Annotated in this window: 20 protein-coding genes; 6 read left to right on the top strand and 14 right to left on the bottom strand. The window is 64.2% G+C overall.

The annotated features are described in order from the left end of the window. The 3 genes from KW835_RS25485 to KW835_RS25475 all read left to right on the top strand — a co-directional run. On the top strand, positions 1-225 hold a 225-nt coding region (locus tag KW835_RS25485; protein ID WP_218387547.1), incomplete at its 5' end, for a hypothetical protein. Positions 226-727: 502 nt separating this feature from the next. Next, complete coding sequence (rpoH, locus tag KW835_RS25480) at positions 728-1,669, top strand: RNA polymerase sigma factor RpoH (protein WP_218387546.1); 942 nt, start codon at positions 728-730, stop codon at positions 1,667-1,669. 137 nt (positions 1,670-1,806) lie between these two features. Further along, the gene (locus KW835_RS25475) at positions 1,807-2,838 is read left to right on the top strand and encodes a tripartite tricarboxylate transporter substrate binding protein (protein ID WP_218387545.1); all 1,032 of its coding nucleotides are present in this window, start codon (positions 1,807-1,809) and stop codon (positions 2,836-2,838) included. Between the two features lie 107 nt (positions 2,839-2,945). Here the strand turns inward: KW835_RS25475 and KW835_RS25470 are convergent, their stop codons facing one another. The 5 genes from KW835_RS25470 to KW835_RS25450 are packed head-to-tail and all read right to left on the bottom strand — an operon-like array spanning position 2,946 to position 7,120. Next, positions 2,946-3,557, bottom strand: coding sequence for an SCO family protein (locus KW835_RS25470; protein ID WP_218387544.1), 612 nt, complete (start codon positions 3,555-3,557; stop codon positions 2,946-2,948). Positions 3,558-3,566: 9 nt separating this feature from the next. Beyond that, complete coding sequence (gene cyoE, locus KW835_RS25465; RefSeq protein WP_218387543.1) at positions 3,567-4,466, bottom strand: heme o synthase; 900 nt, start codon at positions 4,464-4,466, stop codon at positions 3,567-3,569. Further along, entirely contained in the window at positions 4,463-5,644 is a 1,182-nt protein-coding gene (locus KW835_RS25460; RefSeq protein WP_218387550.1) for a heme A synthase, read from the bottom strand. The genes cyoE and KW835_RS25460 overlap by 4 nt, the downstream gene beginning before the upstream one ends. Positions 5,645-5,646: 2 nt before the next feature. Continuing rightward, positions 5,647-6,393 (bottom strand): hypothetical protein, encoded by a 747-nt coding sequence (locus KW835_RS25455; RefSeq protein WP_218387542.1) that lies wholly within the window; start codon positions 6,391-6,393, stop codon positions 5,647-5,649. After that, entirely contained in the window at positions 6,335-7,120 is a 786-nt protein-coding gene (locus tag KW835_RS25450) for an SURF1 family protein (RefSeq protein WP_218387541.1), read from the bottom strand. The genes KW835_RS25455 and KW835_RS25450 overlap by 59 nt, the downstream gene beginning before the upstream one ends. Positions 7,121-7,135: 15 nt before the next feature. Between KW835_RS25450 and KW835_RS25445 the strand changes: the two genes are divergently transcribed. Further along, positions 7,136-7,366: a twin transmembrane helix small protein gene (locus KW835_RS25445; RefSeq protein ID WP_218387540.1), complete on the top strand. Its 231-nt coding sequence runs from the start codon at positions 7,136-7,138 to the stop codon at positions 7,364-7,366. Between the two features lie 147 nt (positions 7,367-7,513). On the opposite strand, the gene KW835_RS25440 is transcribed toward KW835_RS25445, so the two are convergent. The 8 genes from KW835_RS25440 to KW835_RS25405 all read right to left on the bottom strand — a co-directional run bounded on the left by KW835_RS25440 (position 7,514) and on the right by KW835_RS25405 (position 14,034). Further along, a complete protein-coding gene (locus KW835_RS25440; RefSeq protein WP_218387539.1) occupies positions 7,514-8,395 on the bottom strand; it encodes a cytochrome c oxidase subunit 3 in 882 nt (293 codons plus the stop codon). Between the two features lie 102 nt (positions 8,396-8,497). After that, positions 8,498-8,731 (bottom strand): DUF2970 domain-containing protein, encoded by a 234-nt coding sequence (locus KW835_RS25435; protein WP_218387538.1) that lies wholly within the window; start codon positions 8,729-8,731, stop codon positions 8,498-8,500. After that, entirely contained in the window at positions 8,728-9,360 is a 633-nt protein-coding gene (locus KW835_RS25430; protein ID WP_218387537.1) for a cytochrome c oxidase assembly protein, read from the bottom strand. The genes KW835_RS25435 and KW835_RS25430 overlap by 4 nt, the downstream gene beginning before the upstream one ends. Positions 9,361-9,378: 18 nt before the next feature. Continuing rightward, complete coding sequence (locus KW835_RS25425; protein ID WP_218296306.1) at positions 9,379-9,489, bottom strand: cytochrome oxidase small assembly protein; 111 nt, start codon at positions 9,487-9,489, stop codon at positions 9,379-9,381. A 10-nt stretch (positions 9,490-9,499) separates the two neighbouring features. Then, a complete protein-coding gene (gene ctaD, locus KW835_RS25420; protein ID WP_218387536.1) occupies positions 9,500-11,131 on the bottom strand; it encodes a cytochrome c oxidase subunit I in 1,632 nt (543 codons plus the stop codon). A gap of 29 nt (positions 11,132-11,160) precedes the next feature. After that, entirely contained in the window at positions 11,161-12,330 is a 1,170-nt protein-coding gene (coxB, locus tag KW835_RS25415; RefSeq protein ID WP_218387535.1) for a cytochrome c oxidase subunit II, read from the bottom strand. Between the two features lie 59 nt (positions 12,331-12,389). After that, the gene (locus tag KW835_RS25410; protein WP_218387534.1) at positions 12,390-12,866 is read right to left on the bottom strand and encodes a DUF2244 domain-containing protein; all 477 of its coding nucleotides are present in this window, start codon (positions 12,864-12,866) and stop codon (positions 12,390-12,392) included. Positions 12,867-13,104: 238 nt separating this feature from the next. Then, positions 13,105-14,034: a biotin synthase gene (locus KW835_RS25405; RefSeq protein ID WP_218387533.1), complete on the bottom strand. Its 930-nt coding sequence runs from the start codon at positions 14,032-14,034 to the stop codon at positions 13,105-13,107. A 33-nt stretch (positions 14,035-14,067) separates the two neighbouring features. Here KW835_RS25405 and KW835_RS25400 point away from each other — a divergent pair, with 33 nt between their 5' ends. Together KW835_RS25400 and trmL are read left to right on the top strand one after the other, a co-directional pair. Further along, on the top strand, positions 14,068-14,790 hold the full coding sequence (locus tag KW835_RS25400) for a ComF family protein (RefSeq protein WP_218387532.1): 723 nt from the start codon (positions 14,068-14,070) through the stop codon (positions 14,788-14,790). 63 nt (positions 14,791-14,853) lie between these two features. Further along, complete coding sequence (trmL, locus tag KW835_RS25395) at positions 14,854-15,381, top strand: tRNA (uridine(34)/cytosine(34)/5-carboxymethylaminomethyluridine(34)-2'-O)-methyltransferase TrmL (protein WP_218387531.1); 528 nt, start codon at positions 14,854-14,856, stop codon at positions 15,379-15,381. A 9-nt stretch (positions 15,382-15,390) separates the two neighbouring features. Here trmL and KW835_RS25390 read toward each other — a convergent pair whose 3' ends face one another. After that, on the bottom strand, positions 15,391-16,332 hold the full coding sequence (locus tag KW835_RS25390; RefSeq protein WP_218387530.1) for a LysR family transcriptional regulator: 942 nt from the start codon (positions 16,330-16,332) through the stop codon (positions 15,391-15,393). Between the last annotated feature and the right edge of the window lie 119 nt (positions 16,333-16,451).

Raw genomic sequence — 16,451 nt, 5'->3', positions numbered from 1 at the left:
GCAGGGCTATCAACATGGCTTCACTCCCTGGGTGGATTGAAACGACTCTATCAACTCTTGCAGAACGGCTCGCGCCATGAAGAGTGGATAGCGTTTAGAGTCTATGCAATCATCCGGGATGCGACAGTTAGCAAGACCGTAAGCCAAAGGACTGTATTGCGTGTGGTGCGCCAAGGAGCAAACGCTTCTTTTTCGGAAGTGCCACTCAACACTGCTAGCGGGTAGCTAGCCACGGTGATCGGAATTTTCCCGCGCTCGACTGCAATCCTTGGAAAGGGGAGGGGCGCCGCTGCTCCCAATGCTTAGGCCCACATCGATAGGGGCGAAATTTCACAAACTTCTTCCTACTAATGCAGTAGAAAAAGTAAGCAACCGCTTACTAACAAGGTACTTTCAACTGCTGGCTAAGCCGCGTTGCGACGCAACCAAAGCACGATCCGATTCTCAAAGCGATGGGGACAAATTTCCTGAAATCCGCTTAAAAGGCGGACACGGAAAATTGATGAAACGGCATAAAAAGAGAATTTTTCATTACAAATCAAATAGTTACGATATTTTTAAGCACTCAAAAAATACAAAACTCAATGAGAAAAATACAAAACTCGAGTGGAATCGACACTCGCGTTCGCACGCTCAGGATATACAAACAACCAGACGGGAACTTGGGGCTTAGCACTCGATCAGACTGAGTGCTAACATTCACGGCTTAGAGGAAAGGATTCCTGGAATGAACATTCAGTATGGAACCGCGACGACGACTTTGGCACCGTCCAACCCATGGGCGCTCGTGCCCCCGCTGGGCAATCTGGACGCCTACATCTCGGCCGTCAACCGCCTGCCGCTGCTCTCGCCCGAAGAAGAACAGACCTACGCGCGCCAGTTGCGTGACAACAATGACGTGGACGCTGCCGGACGTCTGGTGATGTCGCATCTGCGCCTGGTGGTCTCCATTGCTCGCCAATACCTGGGTTACGGCCTGCCCCACGGCGACCTGATCCAGGAAGGCAACGTGGGCCTGATGAAGGCCGTCAAGCGTTTCGACCCTGACCAGGGGGTGCGCCTGGTGAGCTACGCGATGCACTGGATCAAGGCAGAAATTCACGAATACATCCTGAAGAACTGGCGCATGGTCAAGGTCGCGACCACCAAGGCCCAGCGCAAGCTGTTCTTCAACCTGCGGTCGATGAAGCAGGGTTTCAAGGCGGATGCGGCTGCGGCCGACGCCGCGACGCACCGCGACACCTTGTCCGACAGCGAGATCAACGCCGTCGCCGAGCAGCTCAACGTGAAGCGCGAAGAAGTCATCGAGATGGAGACCCGCATGTCCGGCGGCGATGTGCTGCTGGACCCTGCGCCCTCGGACGATGGTGAACAAGCCTTCGGTCCCATCGCGTACCTGGCCGATGCATCGCATGAGCCGACCGCCATGATCGAGTCGCGCCAGCGCGATGCCCTGGCCACCGACGGCATTGCCACCGCCCTTGAGAGCCTGGACGACCGCAGCCGCCGTATCGTGGAAGAGCGCTGGCTCAAGGTCAACGACGACGGCACGGGCGGCATGACGCTGCACGAACTGGCCGCGGTCTATGGCGTGAGCGCCGAGCGCATCCGCCAGATCGAGGTAGCGGCCATGAAGAAGATGAAGAAGGCGCTGGCCGAATACGCCTGACCTGATCGAGCGCATGACCGGGGCGTCCGCAAGGACGCACACGCACGGTATATTCAACGCCAAGCAGAAATTGCCTCACGGGGCCCCAGTTCTGGGGCCCCGTGTCGTTTTGGCCCCAACATTCCCGAGGAGACCCCATGTCACGCCCCGTTTTCCGCCGTGCGTCGCTGCTGATGATCGCCCTGGCTGCCGCATCCCCCTGGGCCCTGGCCCAGAACAACGCCGCCAGGCCCGCCACCGCTGCAGCAGCCGCACCGCTGAACTGGCCCACCAAGCCCGTGAAGATCATCGTGGGCTTCCCGGCCGGATCGTCGCCAGACCTGACGGCGCGCACGTTCTCGGAGCCGCTGTCCAAGGTGCTGGGCCAGCCGGTGATCGTGGAGAACAAGGTGGGCGCTGGCGGCAACATCGGTGCCGATGCCGTGGCCAAGGCGCGTGACGACCACACCATCGGCCTGATGATCAACGGCAACATGACCATCGCCAAGATGCTCAACCCCGCCGTGCCCTACGACCCGCTGAAGGACCTGGCGCCCCTGAGCCTCATCGGCACCTCGCCGCTGGTGCTGACGGCCCCCGTGAGCCAGCCTGGCCTGCCTGCCACCGCCGATGCACGCGAGTTCTTCGTGGCAGCCCGCAATGGCGGCGACAAGTGGAGCTATGGCACGCCCGGCGTGGGCACGGTGGGCCACATCGGCACCGAGCTGCTCAAGTCGCGCAGCAACATCAACCCGGTGCATGTGCCCTACCCTGGCTACCCGCAGGTCGCGACGGCCATGCTGGGCGGCCAGTTGCAGATGGCCCTGTTGCCGCCCGCGCTCGCCCAGGCCCAGGTGCGCTCGGGCAAGCTGCGCGCCATCGGCGTGACGTCCGCCGGCCGCAGCCCGCTGGTGCCCGATGTGCCCAGCCTGGCAGAGGCAGGCATCCGAGGCTTCAACCTGGAGATCTGGAATGCGTTCGCGGCCCCTGCGACCATGCCCAAGCCCATCCAGGCGAAGCTGGCTGCCGCCATCAGCGAGATCGCGCGCAGCCAGGACGTGCGCAGCAAGCTGTTCCAGCAGGGCTGGCAGGTCGCAGGCACCTCGCCCGAAGGTCTGGCCAACCGCATCAAGGCCGACACCAGCCTGCTGGGCGGGGTGATCGCCATGCGCGGCATCAAGGCCGAGTAAAGTCGCACTGCGTACGCCACAGGCGCAATGAGAAAGGGCCCGCACAGCGGGCCCTTTTCTTTGTGCATCGAACGCGGCAGTTTCTGCCGCTGCCCGTGGCAGGCGGCTCAGGCCGCTTCGCTCAACAACGCCTTGACATCCGAGGCCAGCGCCTGGGCGCCGCTGCCGTAGCGGTTGTACACGCGCAGGCGGCCGGCCGTGTCGTACACGTAGCTGCCGGCGGAGTGGTCCATGGTGTAGCTCGTGGGCGTCTTGCCGTCGACCTTCTTGTAGTAGATCTTGAAGTCCTTGGCCACGGCGGCCAGTTGCTCGGGCGTGCCGCGCAGTGCCAGGAAGCTAGGGTCGAAGTTGGTCATGTAGGCCTTGAGCACTTCGGGCGTGTCGCGCTCCGGGTCCACCGTGACGAAGATGCCCTGCAGGCGCTCGCCGTCCTTGCCCAGCATCTGCTTGACTTCGGCCAGCTCCTGCATCGACGTGGGGCACACGTCGGGGCACTGCGTGAAGCCGAAGAACACCACCACCACCTTGCCCGCGAAGTCCGCGATATGGCGCGGCTGGCCATTGTGGTCGGTCAGCGGCAGGTCGCGCGCGTAGTCGGCGCCGGTGATGTCCACGCCGCGGAACTCGGCCTTCTTTTCGGTGCAGGCAGAAAAAAGCGCGCTACCGCCCACGGACAGGGCGGCAACAGCTATCGTTTTAAGAGCATTTCTCTTGCGCATGGTGGGGATTCACAGTACGTAGTGGTCCACCAGCAGCGCGGCGAACAGCGCGCTCAGGTGGATGAGGGAAAAACGGAAGGTCTTGCGCGCCAGCGCGTCCGAGTAGTTGCGCCACAGCGCAAACCCATAGCCGCAAAAGCCAGCGCTCAGCACCAGTGCGGCCGCCAGGTAGATCCACGAGCTCATGCCATAAACGAAGGGCATGAGGCAGCCCGCGAGCAGGATCAGCGTGTAGAGGAACACCTGCAGCCGCGTGAATTCGTTGCCGTGGGTGACGGGCAGCATGGGCAGGCCAGACTTGCGGTAGTCCTCCACGCGGTACAGCGCCAGCGCCCAGAAATGCGGCGGGGTCCACAGGAAGATGATGAGAAACAGAATCAGCGCCTCGGGTCCCACATCGTTCGTCATGGCGGCCCAACCCAGCACGGGCGGCATGGCGCCGGACGCGCCGCCGATCACGATGTTCTGCGGCGTGAGCGGCTTGAGGATCACCGTGTAGACGACCGCATAGCCCACGAAGGTGGCGAAGGTGAGCCACATGGTCAGCGGGTTCACCCAGAAGTACAGCAGCGCCGAGCCGGCAGCGCACAGCACGGCCGAGAACAGCAGCGTCTGCGCGTTGGAAAGCTCGCCCTTGGCCGTGGGTCGCCAGGCGGTGCGTTTCATCTTGGCGTCGATGCCCTGCTCGACGATGCAGTTGAAGGCTGCCGCCGCGCCAGCCACCAGCCAGACGCCCAGGCACGCCATGGCCATCAGGCCGAACTGCGCTGCCGAGGGCAGGCCCGGGACGGCCAGCACCATGCCGATGAGTGCGCAGAACACGATCAGCTGCACGACACGCGGCTTGGTCAGGGCATAGAACTGCGCGAAGCGTGACGGCGGGGAAACAAGGGCGGGGGCAGCGGTCATGCGGAGACTCTCGATGCGCTCGGGCGCGCGGGGACATTGTGGGTGGCGGCTGCCACACGGCTGGACGCCAGGACCCAGGTCAGCACCACCACCAGCGCCGCGGCGCCGCCGGTGTGCAGCACGGCGGAGACAAGTGGCCAGTCCAGCACCACGTTCGACAAACCGGTCGCCAACTGCAGCAGTGCAAGCCCGGCCAGCCATCGAGCCTGCACCGGCAGCGCGTCCGTGCGGTGCAGGCGCCATGCCGTCAGGCCCAGCGCGAGCAGCACCACGTACGCCGCCAGGCGGTGCACGTAGTGGATGGCCGTGAGGCCTGCAAAACTGATGTGGCTTCCATCCTGCAGCATGCCAAGCGCTCGCCAGACCTGGAAGCCCTGGCTGAAGTCCATGGCGGGCCACCAGCTGCCCTGGCAGGTGGGGAAGGTTGTGCACGCCAGCACCGCATAGTTGGTGCTGACCCAGCCGCCCAGCACCACCTGCGCGCCCAGCAGCACGCCCGTCAAGACCAGGCCATGGCGCAGAGCGGCGGACACGGCGACGGGGGCCTTGCCCCGCGCACTGTGCGTGTGGCGCACCGCCTGCACACACAGCAGTGCCAGTAGCACCAGGCCGCCGATGAGGTGGAGCGTGACGATGGCGGGAAAGAGCTTCATGGTCACCGTCAGCGCACCGAAGGCACCCTGCAGGCACACCCAGAACAGCGTGAATGTCGGCCACCAGGGGCTCAGCGGGGGCCGCTCGCCCTGGCCGCGCGCGGCACGGCGGTGCTGCACCCATGCCGAAATCGTGAGCACGATGATGAGCACGCCGACACCTGTGGCGAGGTAGCGGTGGATCATCTCGACCCAGGCCTTGCCATGCGTCACGGGGCCGGTGGGCATCGCCTGCTGGGCTGCGGCAATTTCACCGTGGGCGCCCATGGGGCTGGCGCTGCCGTAGCAGCCGGGCCAGTCCGGGCAGCCAAGGCCCGAATCCGTCAGGCGCGTGAAGGCGCCGAACAGCACCAGGTCGAACGTGAGGAACAGAGTGAGCACCGTGAGCGCCTGAAGGCGCCGCAGCGGTGAACTGCCCCGGTTGCGCAGGCCCACCCACACCAGAGGGCCCAGCGCGATGACGACGCCCAGCAGCATCATGCGGGCCAGCGGCGCGAGGTCGTACAGAGGCTGCGGCGTGTCCATCATCAGGGCTTTCCGGGCCGGCCGGCCTCGTCCCAGGACGAGGATGCGCGCAGCAGACGTTCAAGGTCGCGCTTGGCCTTGGCCGCGCCGGAGCTGTCCATGGCGGCGGGGAAACGCATCATCCAGTTGCCCATCGGATCGACCACGTACAGGTGGTCCGCCAACTGGTGACCTTCGGCAGGGGCCAGCCAGTCACCCAGCGCCGCAGCGTCCACCCTCAGAGCCGTGGCTTTCGCAAGAGCGGGCTGCAATTCGGCGGGCACGGGTGCGCCATCGTTCACGAGCCACACCCAGTCCACGCGATCCTTTTCCCGGCCTACGCTTTCACGCAGTTGTCGCTGCAGGTACAGGTGCTTTTGGCACGATGCGTCGCAGGTGCCACCGCCCACGCTCACCAACAGCCATTGGCCCTTGAGCGAGGACAACTGCACCGGCTTGCCATCGAGCGCCGTGGCGGACAATGCCGGCATGGTGCGCTGGGGGTCGATCAACTCGCCATAGTTGCGCCGCCCTTCGGGTCGGATCACGTAGTAGGTGAAGTACGAGGCGACGACCGGGGCCGCACAGATGAGCAGCACGCCCAGCATCTTCCAGCGGCCATGTTGCGTGCGCTGCGCCGACGCCACAGCGTCATCTGCGGCAGGCAGCGTGTGCACGGTCAGGCCCAGGGGATGTTCGTCCCCGGGGCCCTCAGGCGGCAGGCTGGCTGCGCGGGCAAATGAACCGTCGGACGAGTTGGAACCAGACATAGAGAAGTGCAATCAGGCCGCAGAGCCCGAACCATTGAAATGCGTAACCGTAGTGCTTGTCGACCCCGGCGCCGACCACAGGCCAGTCGCGTTGCAAGCCATCGCTCGCTGCGTCCGTCTGGAGCACCGTGAGGTTGGCGAGCGCAAGACCGGTCTCGGTGCGAAACGCTGCCAGGTCGAGATTTTGCCGGATGCGGGAAGACCCCTGAACGCTATCGGCCCCCTGGAACTCATACAGGCGCGAAGGCGACGCAGCAACGCGCCCCTCGACCCGCACGTTGGCATCTGCCGGCGTCTGGATTTGCGGCAACTGTGTGCGGTCCTGGAAATTGCGCGGTGCCCACCCGCGCTGCACCAGCACCACCCCGCCACCGGGCGCGCTCAGTTGCAGCGGCGTGAGCACGAAGAAGCCCGGGCGGCCTTGCATCTGCCGGTTGTCAAGGAACACGGTGTGGGCCGGCAGCCATCGCCCTTCCAGCAAGGCAACGCGGTGAACGAGCGGCTCAGCGTCCGCTGCGGTGGCGGCGGGACTGGCGCTGGCGAACAGGCTTGCACCATCGATCGCCGGCATTCGCCCGCGCTTGTCCAGCGCGGCCTGCAGCGCTTCTTTCTCGGCCGCTCGCGACAGCTGCCAGCGACCCAGCGATGCCGTTGTGGCCATGCACGCCAGCGCAGCCAGCGCGATCAGCCAGAAACGCAGGCCGACGGGACGTTGGAGAGCGGTCACGGGATAATGGGCTCCATGAAATATCTTGTGGTGGTGGCGTTCATCGCTATTTTGGCCAGCCTCGCATCGGCACTGTTCTTCATGATGCGCAGAGGCCGGAGCGACAAGGATGACCGGGCCAAAGGCAACCACATGGCCAAGGCGCTGGCGGTGCGTGTCGGGTTGTCCATTGTGCTGTTTTTGTGCCTGCTGCTGGCCTGGAAGCTCGGCTACATACAGCCCACCGGCCTGCCAGCAAGCCGGTAAACGCCCTCTGGCAAGTCTTCAAACCTTCGGACGCGAGCGCCTAGCGCCCCGCCCCACGTCGCCAGCCTTTCAGATGGCCGGCGCTGGCAGGACCAACAAAAAAGCGCCTTGCGGCGCTTTTCTGTGGTTTCTCGGCACGCCGCCAGCCTACATCCAGTAGACCAGCACGTACAGGCCCAGCCAGACCACGTCCACGAAGTGCCAGTACCAGGCGGCGCCCTCGAAGCCGAAGTGCTTGTCGGCAGTGAAATGGCCCTTCTGCAGGCGCAGCGTGATCACCAGCAGCATCAGCATGCCCAGGAACACGTGGAACCCGTGGAACCCCGTCAGCATGAAGAAGGTGGAGCCGAAAACGCCCGAGTTGAGCTTGAGGTTCAGATCGGTGTACAGGTGGTAGTACTCGTAGCCCTGCACCAGCAGGAACACGAAGCCCAGCAGCACGGTCGCCCACATGAAGGCGATGGTCTTGCCACGGTGGTTTTCACGCAGTGCGTGGTGGGCAATGGTCAGCGTCACGCCCGATGTCAACAGCAGCGCGGTGTTGATGGTGGGCAGCCAGAAGGGGCCCACGGTCTGGAAGGGCTCCACGATGCCTGCGGGCGACGCCGTGACGCCGGCCGCGATGCTGGGCCACACGGCCTTGAAGTCAGGCCAGAGCAGCGCGTTGTCCAGGCTGCCCAGCGCAGGCACCGAATGCGTACGGGCCCACCACAGGGCGGTGAAGAAGGCGCCGAAGAACATCACTTCGGAGAAGATGAACCAGCTCATGCTCCATCGGTACGAGATGTCGATCTTGTGGCCGTACAGGCCACCCTGGCTCTCGCGCACCGCATCGCCGAACCATTGGTACAGCACGAACAGCCACCACACCAAGCCCAGCGCCAGGGAATACTTGCCCCAGTCGTGACCGTTGATCCATTGGCCTGCGCCCAGGATGACGAAGAACAGGCCGGCCGCCGCCATCACCGGGTGGCGAGACTCTGCAGGCACGTAGTAGTACGGGGTTCCGCCGTGGGTCGATGCACTCATTTCAGCTCCTGGCTCTCAAAATTCTTTGTTTGTCTCGGTCTTGTCTTCGGGGTACGTCTTTCCCAACCGACTCGACCCGTATTCATCTATGACTCACGCAACTCAAACGATCCAGTTCACCAGCCCTATCAGGCCGATCACCAGCAGGAAAACCGCCGCGAGACCCACAGCGATGATGTGCAGCGGGTTGAGCTTTTCCACATCCTGCTGGTACTCGCTGCCCTTGCGCAGGCCAATCAGCGACCAAGCCACGGCGCGCACCGTGCGCAGCAGCGAGCCCCTGCGCTCGTGCGGTTTGGAGGCCGAAGCGGGCTGCTGCCCCCGTGGCGCGTTCATGACCCTGCTCCCGTCGCCAATGCCGCCGGAAGCACACTGCCCACAGCCGCTGTCGATTCCGGAGCCGCAGGCGTCTTGCCGCCGACTTCAAAGAAGGTATAGGACAGCGTGATCGTGGTCACATCCTTGGACAGTCGTGGATCGATCACGAAGGCAACGGGCCACTCTTTCTTCTCACCGGGCTCGAGGGTGTACTGGTTGAAGCAGAAGCACTCTAGCTTGTTGAAATGCGCAGCCGCCTGGCGCGGCGCATAGCTCGGTATGGCCTGGGCTGCCATGCGGCGGTTCTGCACGTTCTGGAACTCGTACATCACCGTGGTCAATTCGCCGGGATGCACCTGCACCGAGCGCTGCGCTGGCTTGAAGTCCCAGGGGCCGCGCGCATTGGCGTCGAACTCGACGGTAATCGTGCGGCTCTTGTCCACCTGCGTGTTGGCAGGCACCTTCACGTCCTTGCCGGCCACGCCGTTGCCCGGCACCTGCCGCTCTGAGAGCGACAGGATATTGATGCCCGTCATCTCGCAGATGTGCTTGTAGATGGGGATCAGCACATAGCCGAAGGCGAACATGCCGGCCGCAATCACGACCAGCTTGCCGACCATCTTGGCGTTTTCGCGGCGCAGGCTCATGGCAATGGGTGTATTCGTTCAGCGGGACAGCAGAACCACCTTGACCATGAACCCGACGAAGAACACCACCGCCACGGATGCAAGGATCAATGCCATCCGCAGGTTGCTCTTCTTTTGCTCGGGCGTCATGGGCATGGCATCAACCGATCACGCGGGTTGCCGTGGCATCCAGCTTGGGCGGGTTCTCGAAGGTGTGGAAAGGTGCGGGCGATGGCACTTCCCATTCCAGGCCTTCGGCGCCGTCCCAGGGCTTGGCAGGCGCTTTTTCACCCTTGCCGCGCATGGCGGGCACAACCACCGCCAGGAAGAAGTACACCTGCATCAGGCCGAAACCGAACGCACCCACCGAAGCAATGGCGTTGAAGTCGGCGAACTGCATGGGGTAGTCGGCGTAGCGGCGGGGCATGCCGGCCAGGCCCAGGAAGTGCATGGGGAAGAACGTGATGTTGAAGGTGATCAGCGAACCCCAGAAATGGATCTGGCCGCGCTTTTCGGAGTACATCACGCCCGTCCACTTGGGCAGCCAGTAGTAGACGCCGGCGAACATGGAGAACAGCGAGCCGGCCACCAGCACGTAGTGGAAGTGCGCCACGACGTAGTAGGTGTCCTGCAGCTGGATGTCGATGGGCGCCATGGCCAGGATCAGGCCGGTGAAGCCACCCATGGTGAACACGAAGATGAAGCCCACGGCGAACAGCATGGGAGTCTCGAACGTCATGGAGCCGCGCCACATGGTAGCGATCCAGTTGAAGATCTTCACGGCCGTGGGCACGGAGATCAGCATGGTGGCGTACATGAAGAACAGCTGGCCAGTCACGGGCATGCCGGTCGTGAACATGTGGTGGGCCCACACGATGAACGACAGGATGGCGATCGACGAGGTGGCGTACACCATGGAGGCGTAGCCGAACAGCTTCTTGCGGGCGAACGCGGGCACGATCTGGCTGATGATGCCGAAGGCCGGCAAGATCATGATGTACACCTCGGGGTGGCCGAAGAACCAGAAGATGTGCTGGTACATCACCGGGTCACCGCCGCCAGCGGGGTTGAAGAAGCTGGTGCCGAAGTGGCGGTCCGTCAACGTCATGGTGATGGCGCCGGCCAGCACAGGCATCACGGCGATCAGCAGGTAGGCGGTGATGAGCCAGGTCCAGGCGAACATGGGCATCTTCATCAGCGTCATGCCGGGGGCGCGCATGTTCAGGATGGTCACGATGATGTTGATGGAGCCCATGATGGACGAGGCACCCAGGATGTGCATCGCGAAGATGCCGGCATCCATGGAGGGACCCATCTGCAGCGTCAGTGGCGCGTACAGCGTCCAGCCGGCAGCAGGTGCACCGCCGGGCATGAAGAACGATGCCACCAGCATGAGGGCCGCAGGAATCATCAGCCAGAAGCTGAAGTTATTCATGCGGGCAAAGGCCATGTCGGATGCGCCGATCTGCAGCGGGATCATCCAGTTTGCAAAGCCCACGAAGGCCGGCATGATGGCGCCGAACACCATGATCAGGCCGTGCATGGTGGTGAGCTGGTTGAACAGCTCGGGATTCACCAGTTGCAGGCCGGGCTGGAACAGCTCGGCACGGATCAGCAGTGCCAGGATGCCGCCGATCATCAGCATGGTGAACGAGAACAGCAGGTACAGCGTACCGATGTCCTTGTGGTTGGTGGCGAACACCCAGCGGCGCCAGCCGGTGGGACCATGGTGGCCATGGTCGTCGTGTGCGTGGTCGCCAGCGTGCCCGTGGTTGTCGAGAACTGCGCTCATGTTGGATTCCTCAATACGTTGGGCGATGATTACTTGCCGCGCTGGGCCACGATTTCAGCAGGCTGCACCAGCTGTCCGGTCTTGTTGGACCAGGAATTCTTCGTGTAGGTCACCACAGAGGCAATATCGGTATCGCTGAGCTGTGCCCAGGCAGGCATCGCACCATTGGCTGCGCCCTTGAGCAATATCTGGATCTGCTTGGCGTGATCTGCATCCAGCACGATTGCAGAGCCGTCCAGCGGCTTGATGGGACCGGCGCCCTTGCCGTTGGCCTGGTGGCAGGCCGCGCAGTTGGCGGCATACACCTTCTCGCCCCGCTTCATGATGTCGTCCAGCGTCCAGACCTTGGTCGGGTCGTCCAGCTTGGCGGCGGCTTTCTTCTTCTGGTCGGCCACCCATGCGGTGTAGTCCTCTGCGGAGACGACCTTCACGTGGATGGGCATGTACGCATGTTCCTTGCCGCACAGCTCGGCACATTGGCCGTAGTAGTCGCCGATCTTCTCGGCACGGAACCAGGTGTCACGCACGAAGCCGGGGATCGCATCCTGCTTGATGCCAAAGGCGGGCACCATGAAGGCATGGATCACGTCGTTGGCGGTGGTGATGATGCGGATCTTCTTGTTGACCGGCACCACCATCGGGTTGTCCACCTTGAGCAGGTAGTTGGCGGGCGCTTCCTTCACGTTGCCGCTATCGGACATCACGCGGTGGCTGCTGTCCAGCGTGGAGATGAACGCCAGGCCTTCACCTTCTCCGGTGATGTAGTCGTAGCCCCACTTCCACTGATAGCCCGTGGTCTTGATGGTGAGGTCGGCGTTGGTCGTGTCCTTTTGCGCCACCAGCACCTTGGTGGCAGGCAGTGCCATCAGGATCACGATGATGAAGGGGACGATGGTCCAGACCACCTCGACGGTGACGGACTCGTGGAAGTTGGCCGCCTTGGCGCCCTTGGAGCGGCGGTGCTTCCAGATGGAGTAGAACATCACGGAGAACACTGCCACGAAGATCACCGTGCAGATGATCAGCATCATCCAGTGCAGAAAATGCTGCTCTTCTGCGATCTTGGTGACGGGTGGAGCCAGGTTCAGCTGGTTGACTGCAGGGCCGCCAGGCAGGTCCTGAACGGCATGGGCTACGGAACCTACCCATGCACCGGCAATCAGCAGCAGAGAAGCCAGCTTGTTGGAAATGCTCTTCATAGTTCTCACTTACTTCTAAGCTTCAATTTAACCAATCCTCTGCGTGCGCCTGCGTGGGGTCAGGCGGCGCGCAAGGCCATGCGGATCTCCGATGCCAGGGCCGGCCGAAGCTCGGGGCGCACATGCCGCCCCACGTCGATCGAACGTCCCTGGGCAGACAAGGTGATCAGCGATCGGTCGCCGGTCTTGGGTTCCACGCGGACCCAGTTCCGGTCGAATTCGGCGCGTTTCAGCTTGCCTGCTGTCTCCTGCTCCACCACAAGGCGCGAACCCTGCAGCGAAATCCTCTCGCCGTCGGCCGCATGACGTCCGTACATGGCGAATGCCAAACCAACAACCACTATCTCCAGCCATGCGAAAGGCATGACCAGCCGGGCTCCGAGCATCCAGAAAAAAGTCGCTATGCCCAGCGATACCGAACACAGCGACAGGTACATCCACCCCATCTGCGCGGGGGTGACCGAGCAGTTGCGAGCCAGGCGCCAATCGATGCGCTGACCCGAGACAGTGGCAAAACGAAAGACCAAGGCTGTCACCGGTGGAGTTCACTAGACTGCCGGCTGCCACCGCACCAGAAAAAATGCTGGCAAGGCTGTGCAGCCGTCACGTTGCGCGAGGATGTGCCCGAAAGCCCAATAACCCTGAATTGTAGCGTGCCTTGTTCCATGTCATTGACACGCTGTTGCAAGTGAAGACGATACCCCCACATGGGTGCGCCGCTCGAGCAACACTCGTCGAAATCAAGTCTGGAAAACCCTTGCCAGACCCGCCCGGTCAGGCGTGGCGGGCTCCACCGCCCGGACCGCCGTCCTTGCCACCCTGGCGCAGCATGGCGCGCATGTCCTGCAGCGAGACGGCGCTGCTTTCGCTCACGCGCACGCGGGGCGCGGGCTTGAAGGCGTGGCCGTAGATGATCTCGAAAGTCAGTGCCAGCTGACCACCTTGCGCCGGGTCTGCCAGGCGATCTGCCAACGTCCGGTACAACCGATCACGCCAGCGCTTGCCGCGCAGCCCGCCAAAACGCTCAGGGTGCAGGTTGCAACCGAGCTCGCGAAGTTCCTGCACCAGCCGCTCGGGCGTGGCAAAGGTCAGTGTGACGCGCTCCATGTCCATCACCGGTTCCGCAAAGCCGGCGTGCACGAGCATGTCGCCCCAATCGTGCATGTCGGTGAACGCATGCCCAGCGGGCGGCCAGCTGAGCGCCGCATAGACGGCGTGCAATTCGCGCAGCGTGTCGGGCCCCAGGCAAGAGAACATCAGGTAGCCATCCACTGCCAGGGCGCGGTGCCACTGGCCGATCAGCGCCTGCGGGTCAGCCGCCGTGTGCAGCGCCATGTTGGCCCACAGCATCTGCACGCTCGCATCGGCCGGCAGGCCGAACTGCGGGCCGCCGACGCCCCAGCGCGCGGGGCTCCACCAGGGCTTGGCCAGCGCCTGCTGCGCGGCGCCATCACGGCCGGGAGCGCTCTCGTAGACCTGGCAACGCGCCTTGGGATAGCGTGCGCTTACCAGCGAATGGGCCTGCAGCCCGCCGCGCACGGCGTCCCAGTGGCACCAGGACTCGGGGGGCTGGCGTATCCATTGAAGGCGGTCTTCCATGCGGCGCGCCACCTCTTCATGGAGCCAGGGCGATGCGGCAGGCGCTGCGGCATGCCAGCGGGCTGCGGCGGCGGGGTCGATGGTGGGGGGGCGCTCGGAAGACATGGGTGTACAGGGGACGCGCGAGTATATTGATTCATGCTCTTCAAGGCCCTTCTGGGGATTTCACGCCAAGCACGCGCCATGGCTGGCCGCGTCCCCAGCCAGTGCGCGGTATGCCACGCCTGGCCGTCGCAACGTGTCTGCGATGCCTGCGCGGCGCGGTTCGCACAACCCGCCCCGCGCTGCCAGCGCTGCGCGCTGCGGGTGCCCGAGGGCACCACCGTCTGCGGCGCCTGCACGCTGCACCCGCCGCTCTTCGATGCCTGCATGGCGGCGGTGGACTATGCCTACCCTTGGGCGGACATCCTTGGGGACTTCAAGTTCCGGGGCGATGCGGGGTGGGCCGGCACGCTGGCCACCCTGGTGCGCAGCACGCCCCGGATAGAGCCCGCGCTGGACGCAGCGGACCGGGTGCTGCCCGTTCCGCTGTCCGCCCAGCGCCTGCGGGAACGAGGCTTCAACCAGTCGGCGCTGCTGGCCCGGCAACTGGCCGGCCCGAAAGCCGACACCCACACACTGCTGCGCACGGCAACCACCCAATCCCAGAGCGGCCTGCCGCGGGCTCAGCGCCTGCGCAATCTGCACGGCGCCTTTGCGGTCGAGCCGGGCCGCGCCGCCGCACTGAGGGGACAGCATGTGGTGCTGCTGGACGATGTGATGACCACCGGAGCTACCCTGCACGCCGCCACCCAGGCGCTGCGCGAGACAGGCGTGGCGCATGTCACGGCGGTGGTGCTGGCGCGCACGGGCACCGACTGACGGGATACTTTTGATTACGAGCGGTTGCTCAACTCACACCGAAGACGAAGACAATGACGGCATATGTTTCATATTGTCCTTGTCGAGCCCGAAATCCCGCCCAACACCGGGAATGTGATTCGCCTTGCGGCCAACACGGGCTGCACGCTCCACCTGATTGAACCGCTGGGGTTCTCGATGGACGACAAGCAGATGCGCCGTGCGGGTCTCGACTACCACGAGTACACACAGGTGCAGTGCCACGCGGGGTGGACCGCCTTTCTGCGCGATGCCCAGCCCGACCCGACCCGCATGTTCGCCATGACCACGCACGGCTCGCAGCCTGTGCACTCCACGCCGTTCTTCGCGGGCGACTGGCTGGTGTTCGGCGCCGAGACACGCGGCCTGCCGCCCGAACTGCGCGACAGCTTCCCGCCTGCGCAACGGCTGCGCCTTCCGATGGTGGCAGGCCAGCGCAGTCTCAATTTGTCGAATGCGGTCGCGGTGACGGTGTTCGAAGCCTGGCGCCAAAACAGCTTCGCCATGCCGGATGGCGGGATCGAAGTGGAACCCGAAGGCACGATCATCAGCGGCTTTGCGCAACTGAGCTGACCGCAGGCACTAGCCCTTCTGGTGCCGCTGTTCCGCCATCGCCAGCGGAACCTGTTCGCTGAGAAAATCCAGAAACACCCTGGTACGCGCCGGCAGCATGCGCCCCGATGGCAGCGCGGCATAGATGGTGTAGCGCGAGAAGATCCAGGCGGGCAGTATGTGCACCAGTTCGCCTCGCGCAAGATGCTCTTCCGCCAGCAGCCGCGAAGTGACCGCCACGCCGGCGCCGTCCACCGCAGCGCGCAGCAGCAGTTCGGTGCTCACGGACTGCAGCACGGCCGGTACGTCGATTTCCTGCGCGGGCTGGTTGCCGCTAAGTGACTGCAGGCGCAGCTTGCGCCCCGGCCCCGCCTGCGAACGGGCAGCCATGCCGGAGTCGCGCAGGTGGTCGTGGTGCACCAGGTCCTGCGGCTCCCGCGGGATACCCCGGCGCTCCAGGTAGTCGGGCGATGCGACCACGATCGCCTCTCCCTGCAGCAGCGGCCGCGCCACGATGTTGGCGTCGAAGTCCTCGCCCGCCACCATGATGGTCACATCGAACTCGTCCACGCGGGCCATGGCAAACGCGTCGATGCTGATGTCGAGCATCAGCTTGGGGTGGTGGGCATGCCACAGCGCCACCATGGGCGCCAGGAAGTTGCTGGCCAGCACGGGGGCCGCCACGATGCGGATCGTGCCGCGCAAGTCGCGCGTGCTGGCGGCAGCGGCGGCCTCGGCATCGTCGATCTCGTGCAGTATGGTGCGCACGCGCTGCAGGTAAGCCTCGCCTGCGTCGGTGAGCGCCAGCTTGCGTGTCGTGCGCTGCAACAGGCGGGTACCCAGGTGCTGCTCCAGCTCGGCCACCATGCGGGTGACCACCGGGGGAGACATGTCCATGGCGCGGGCGGCGGCGGCAAAGCCGCCCTCCTCCACCACGCGCTCGAAGACTTTCATGGCTTGCAGACGGTCCATGGTTCAAGCCTCCTGCCTAAAAACACGAGCGTCTAACGAGAGCGCAGTCCGTGGAACACGCGCGATCCAGGCCAGCGACCGCCGCGCAAGGGCCGCCCCGCCGCGCTGGCGGTGTCCCC

It is taken from the genome of Acidovorax sp. sic0104, from assembly GCF_019219095.1.
GTDB lineage: Bacteria > Pseudomonadota > Gammaproteobacteria > Burkholderiales > Burkholderiaceae_C > Acidovorax.
Note: the sequence above shows the minus strand (reverse complement) of the source record. Positions and strands in the feature narration are given on the sequence as shown.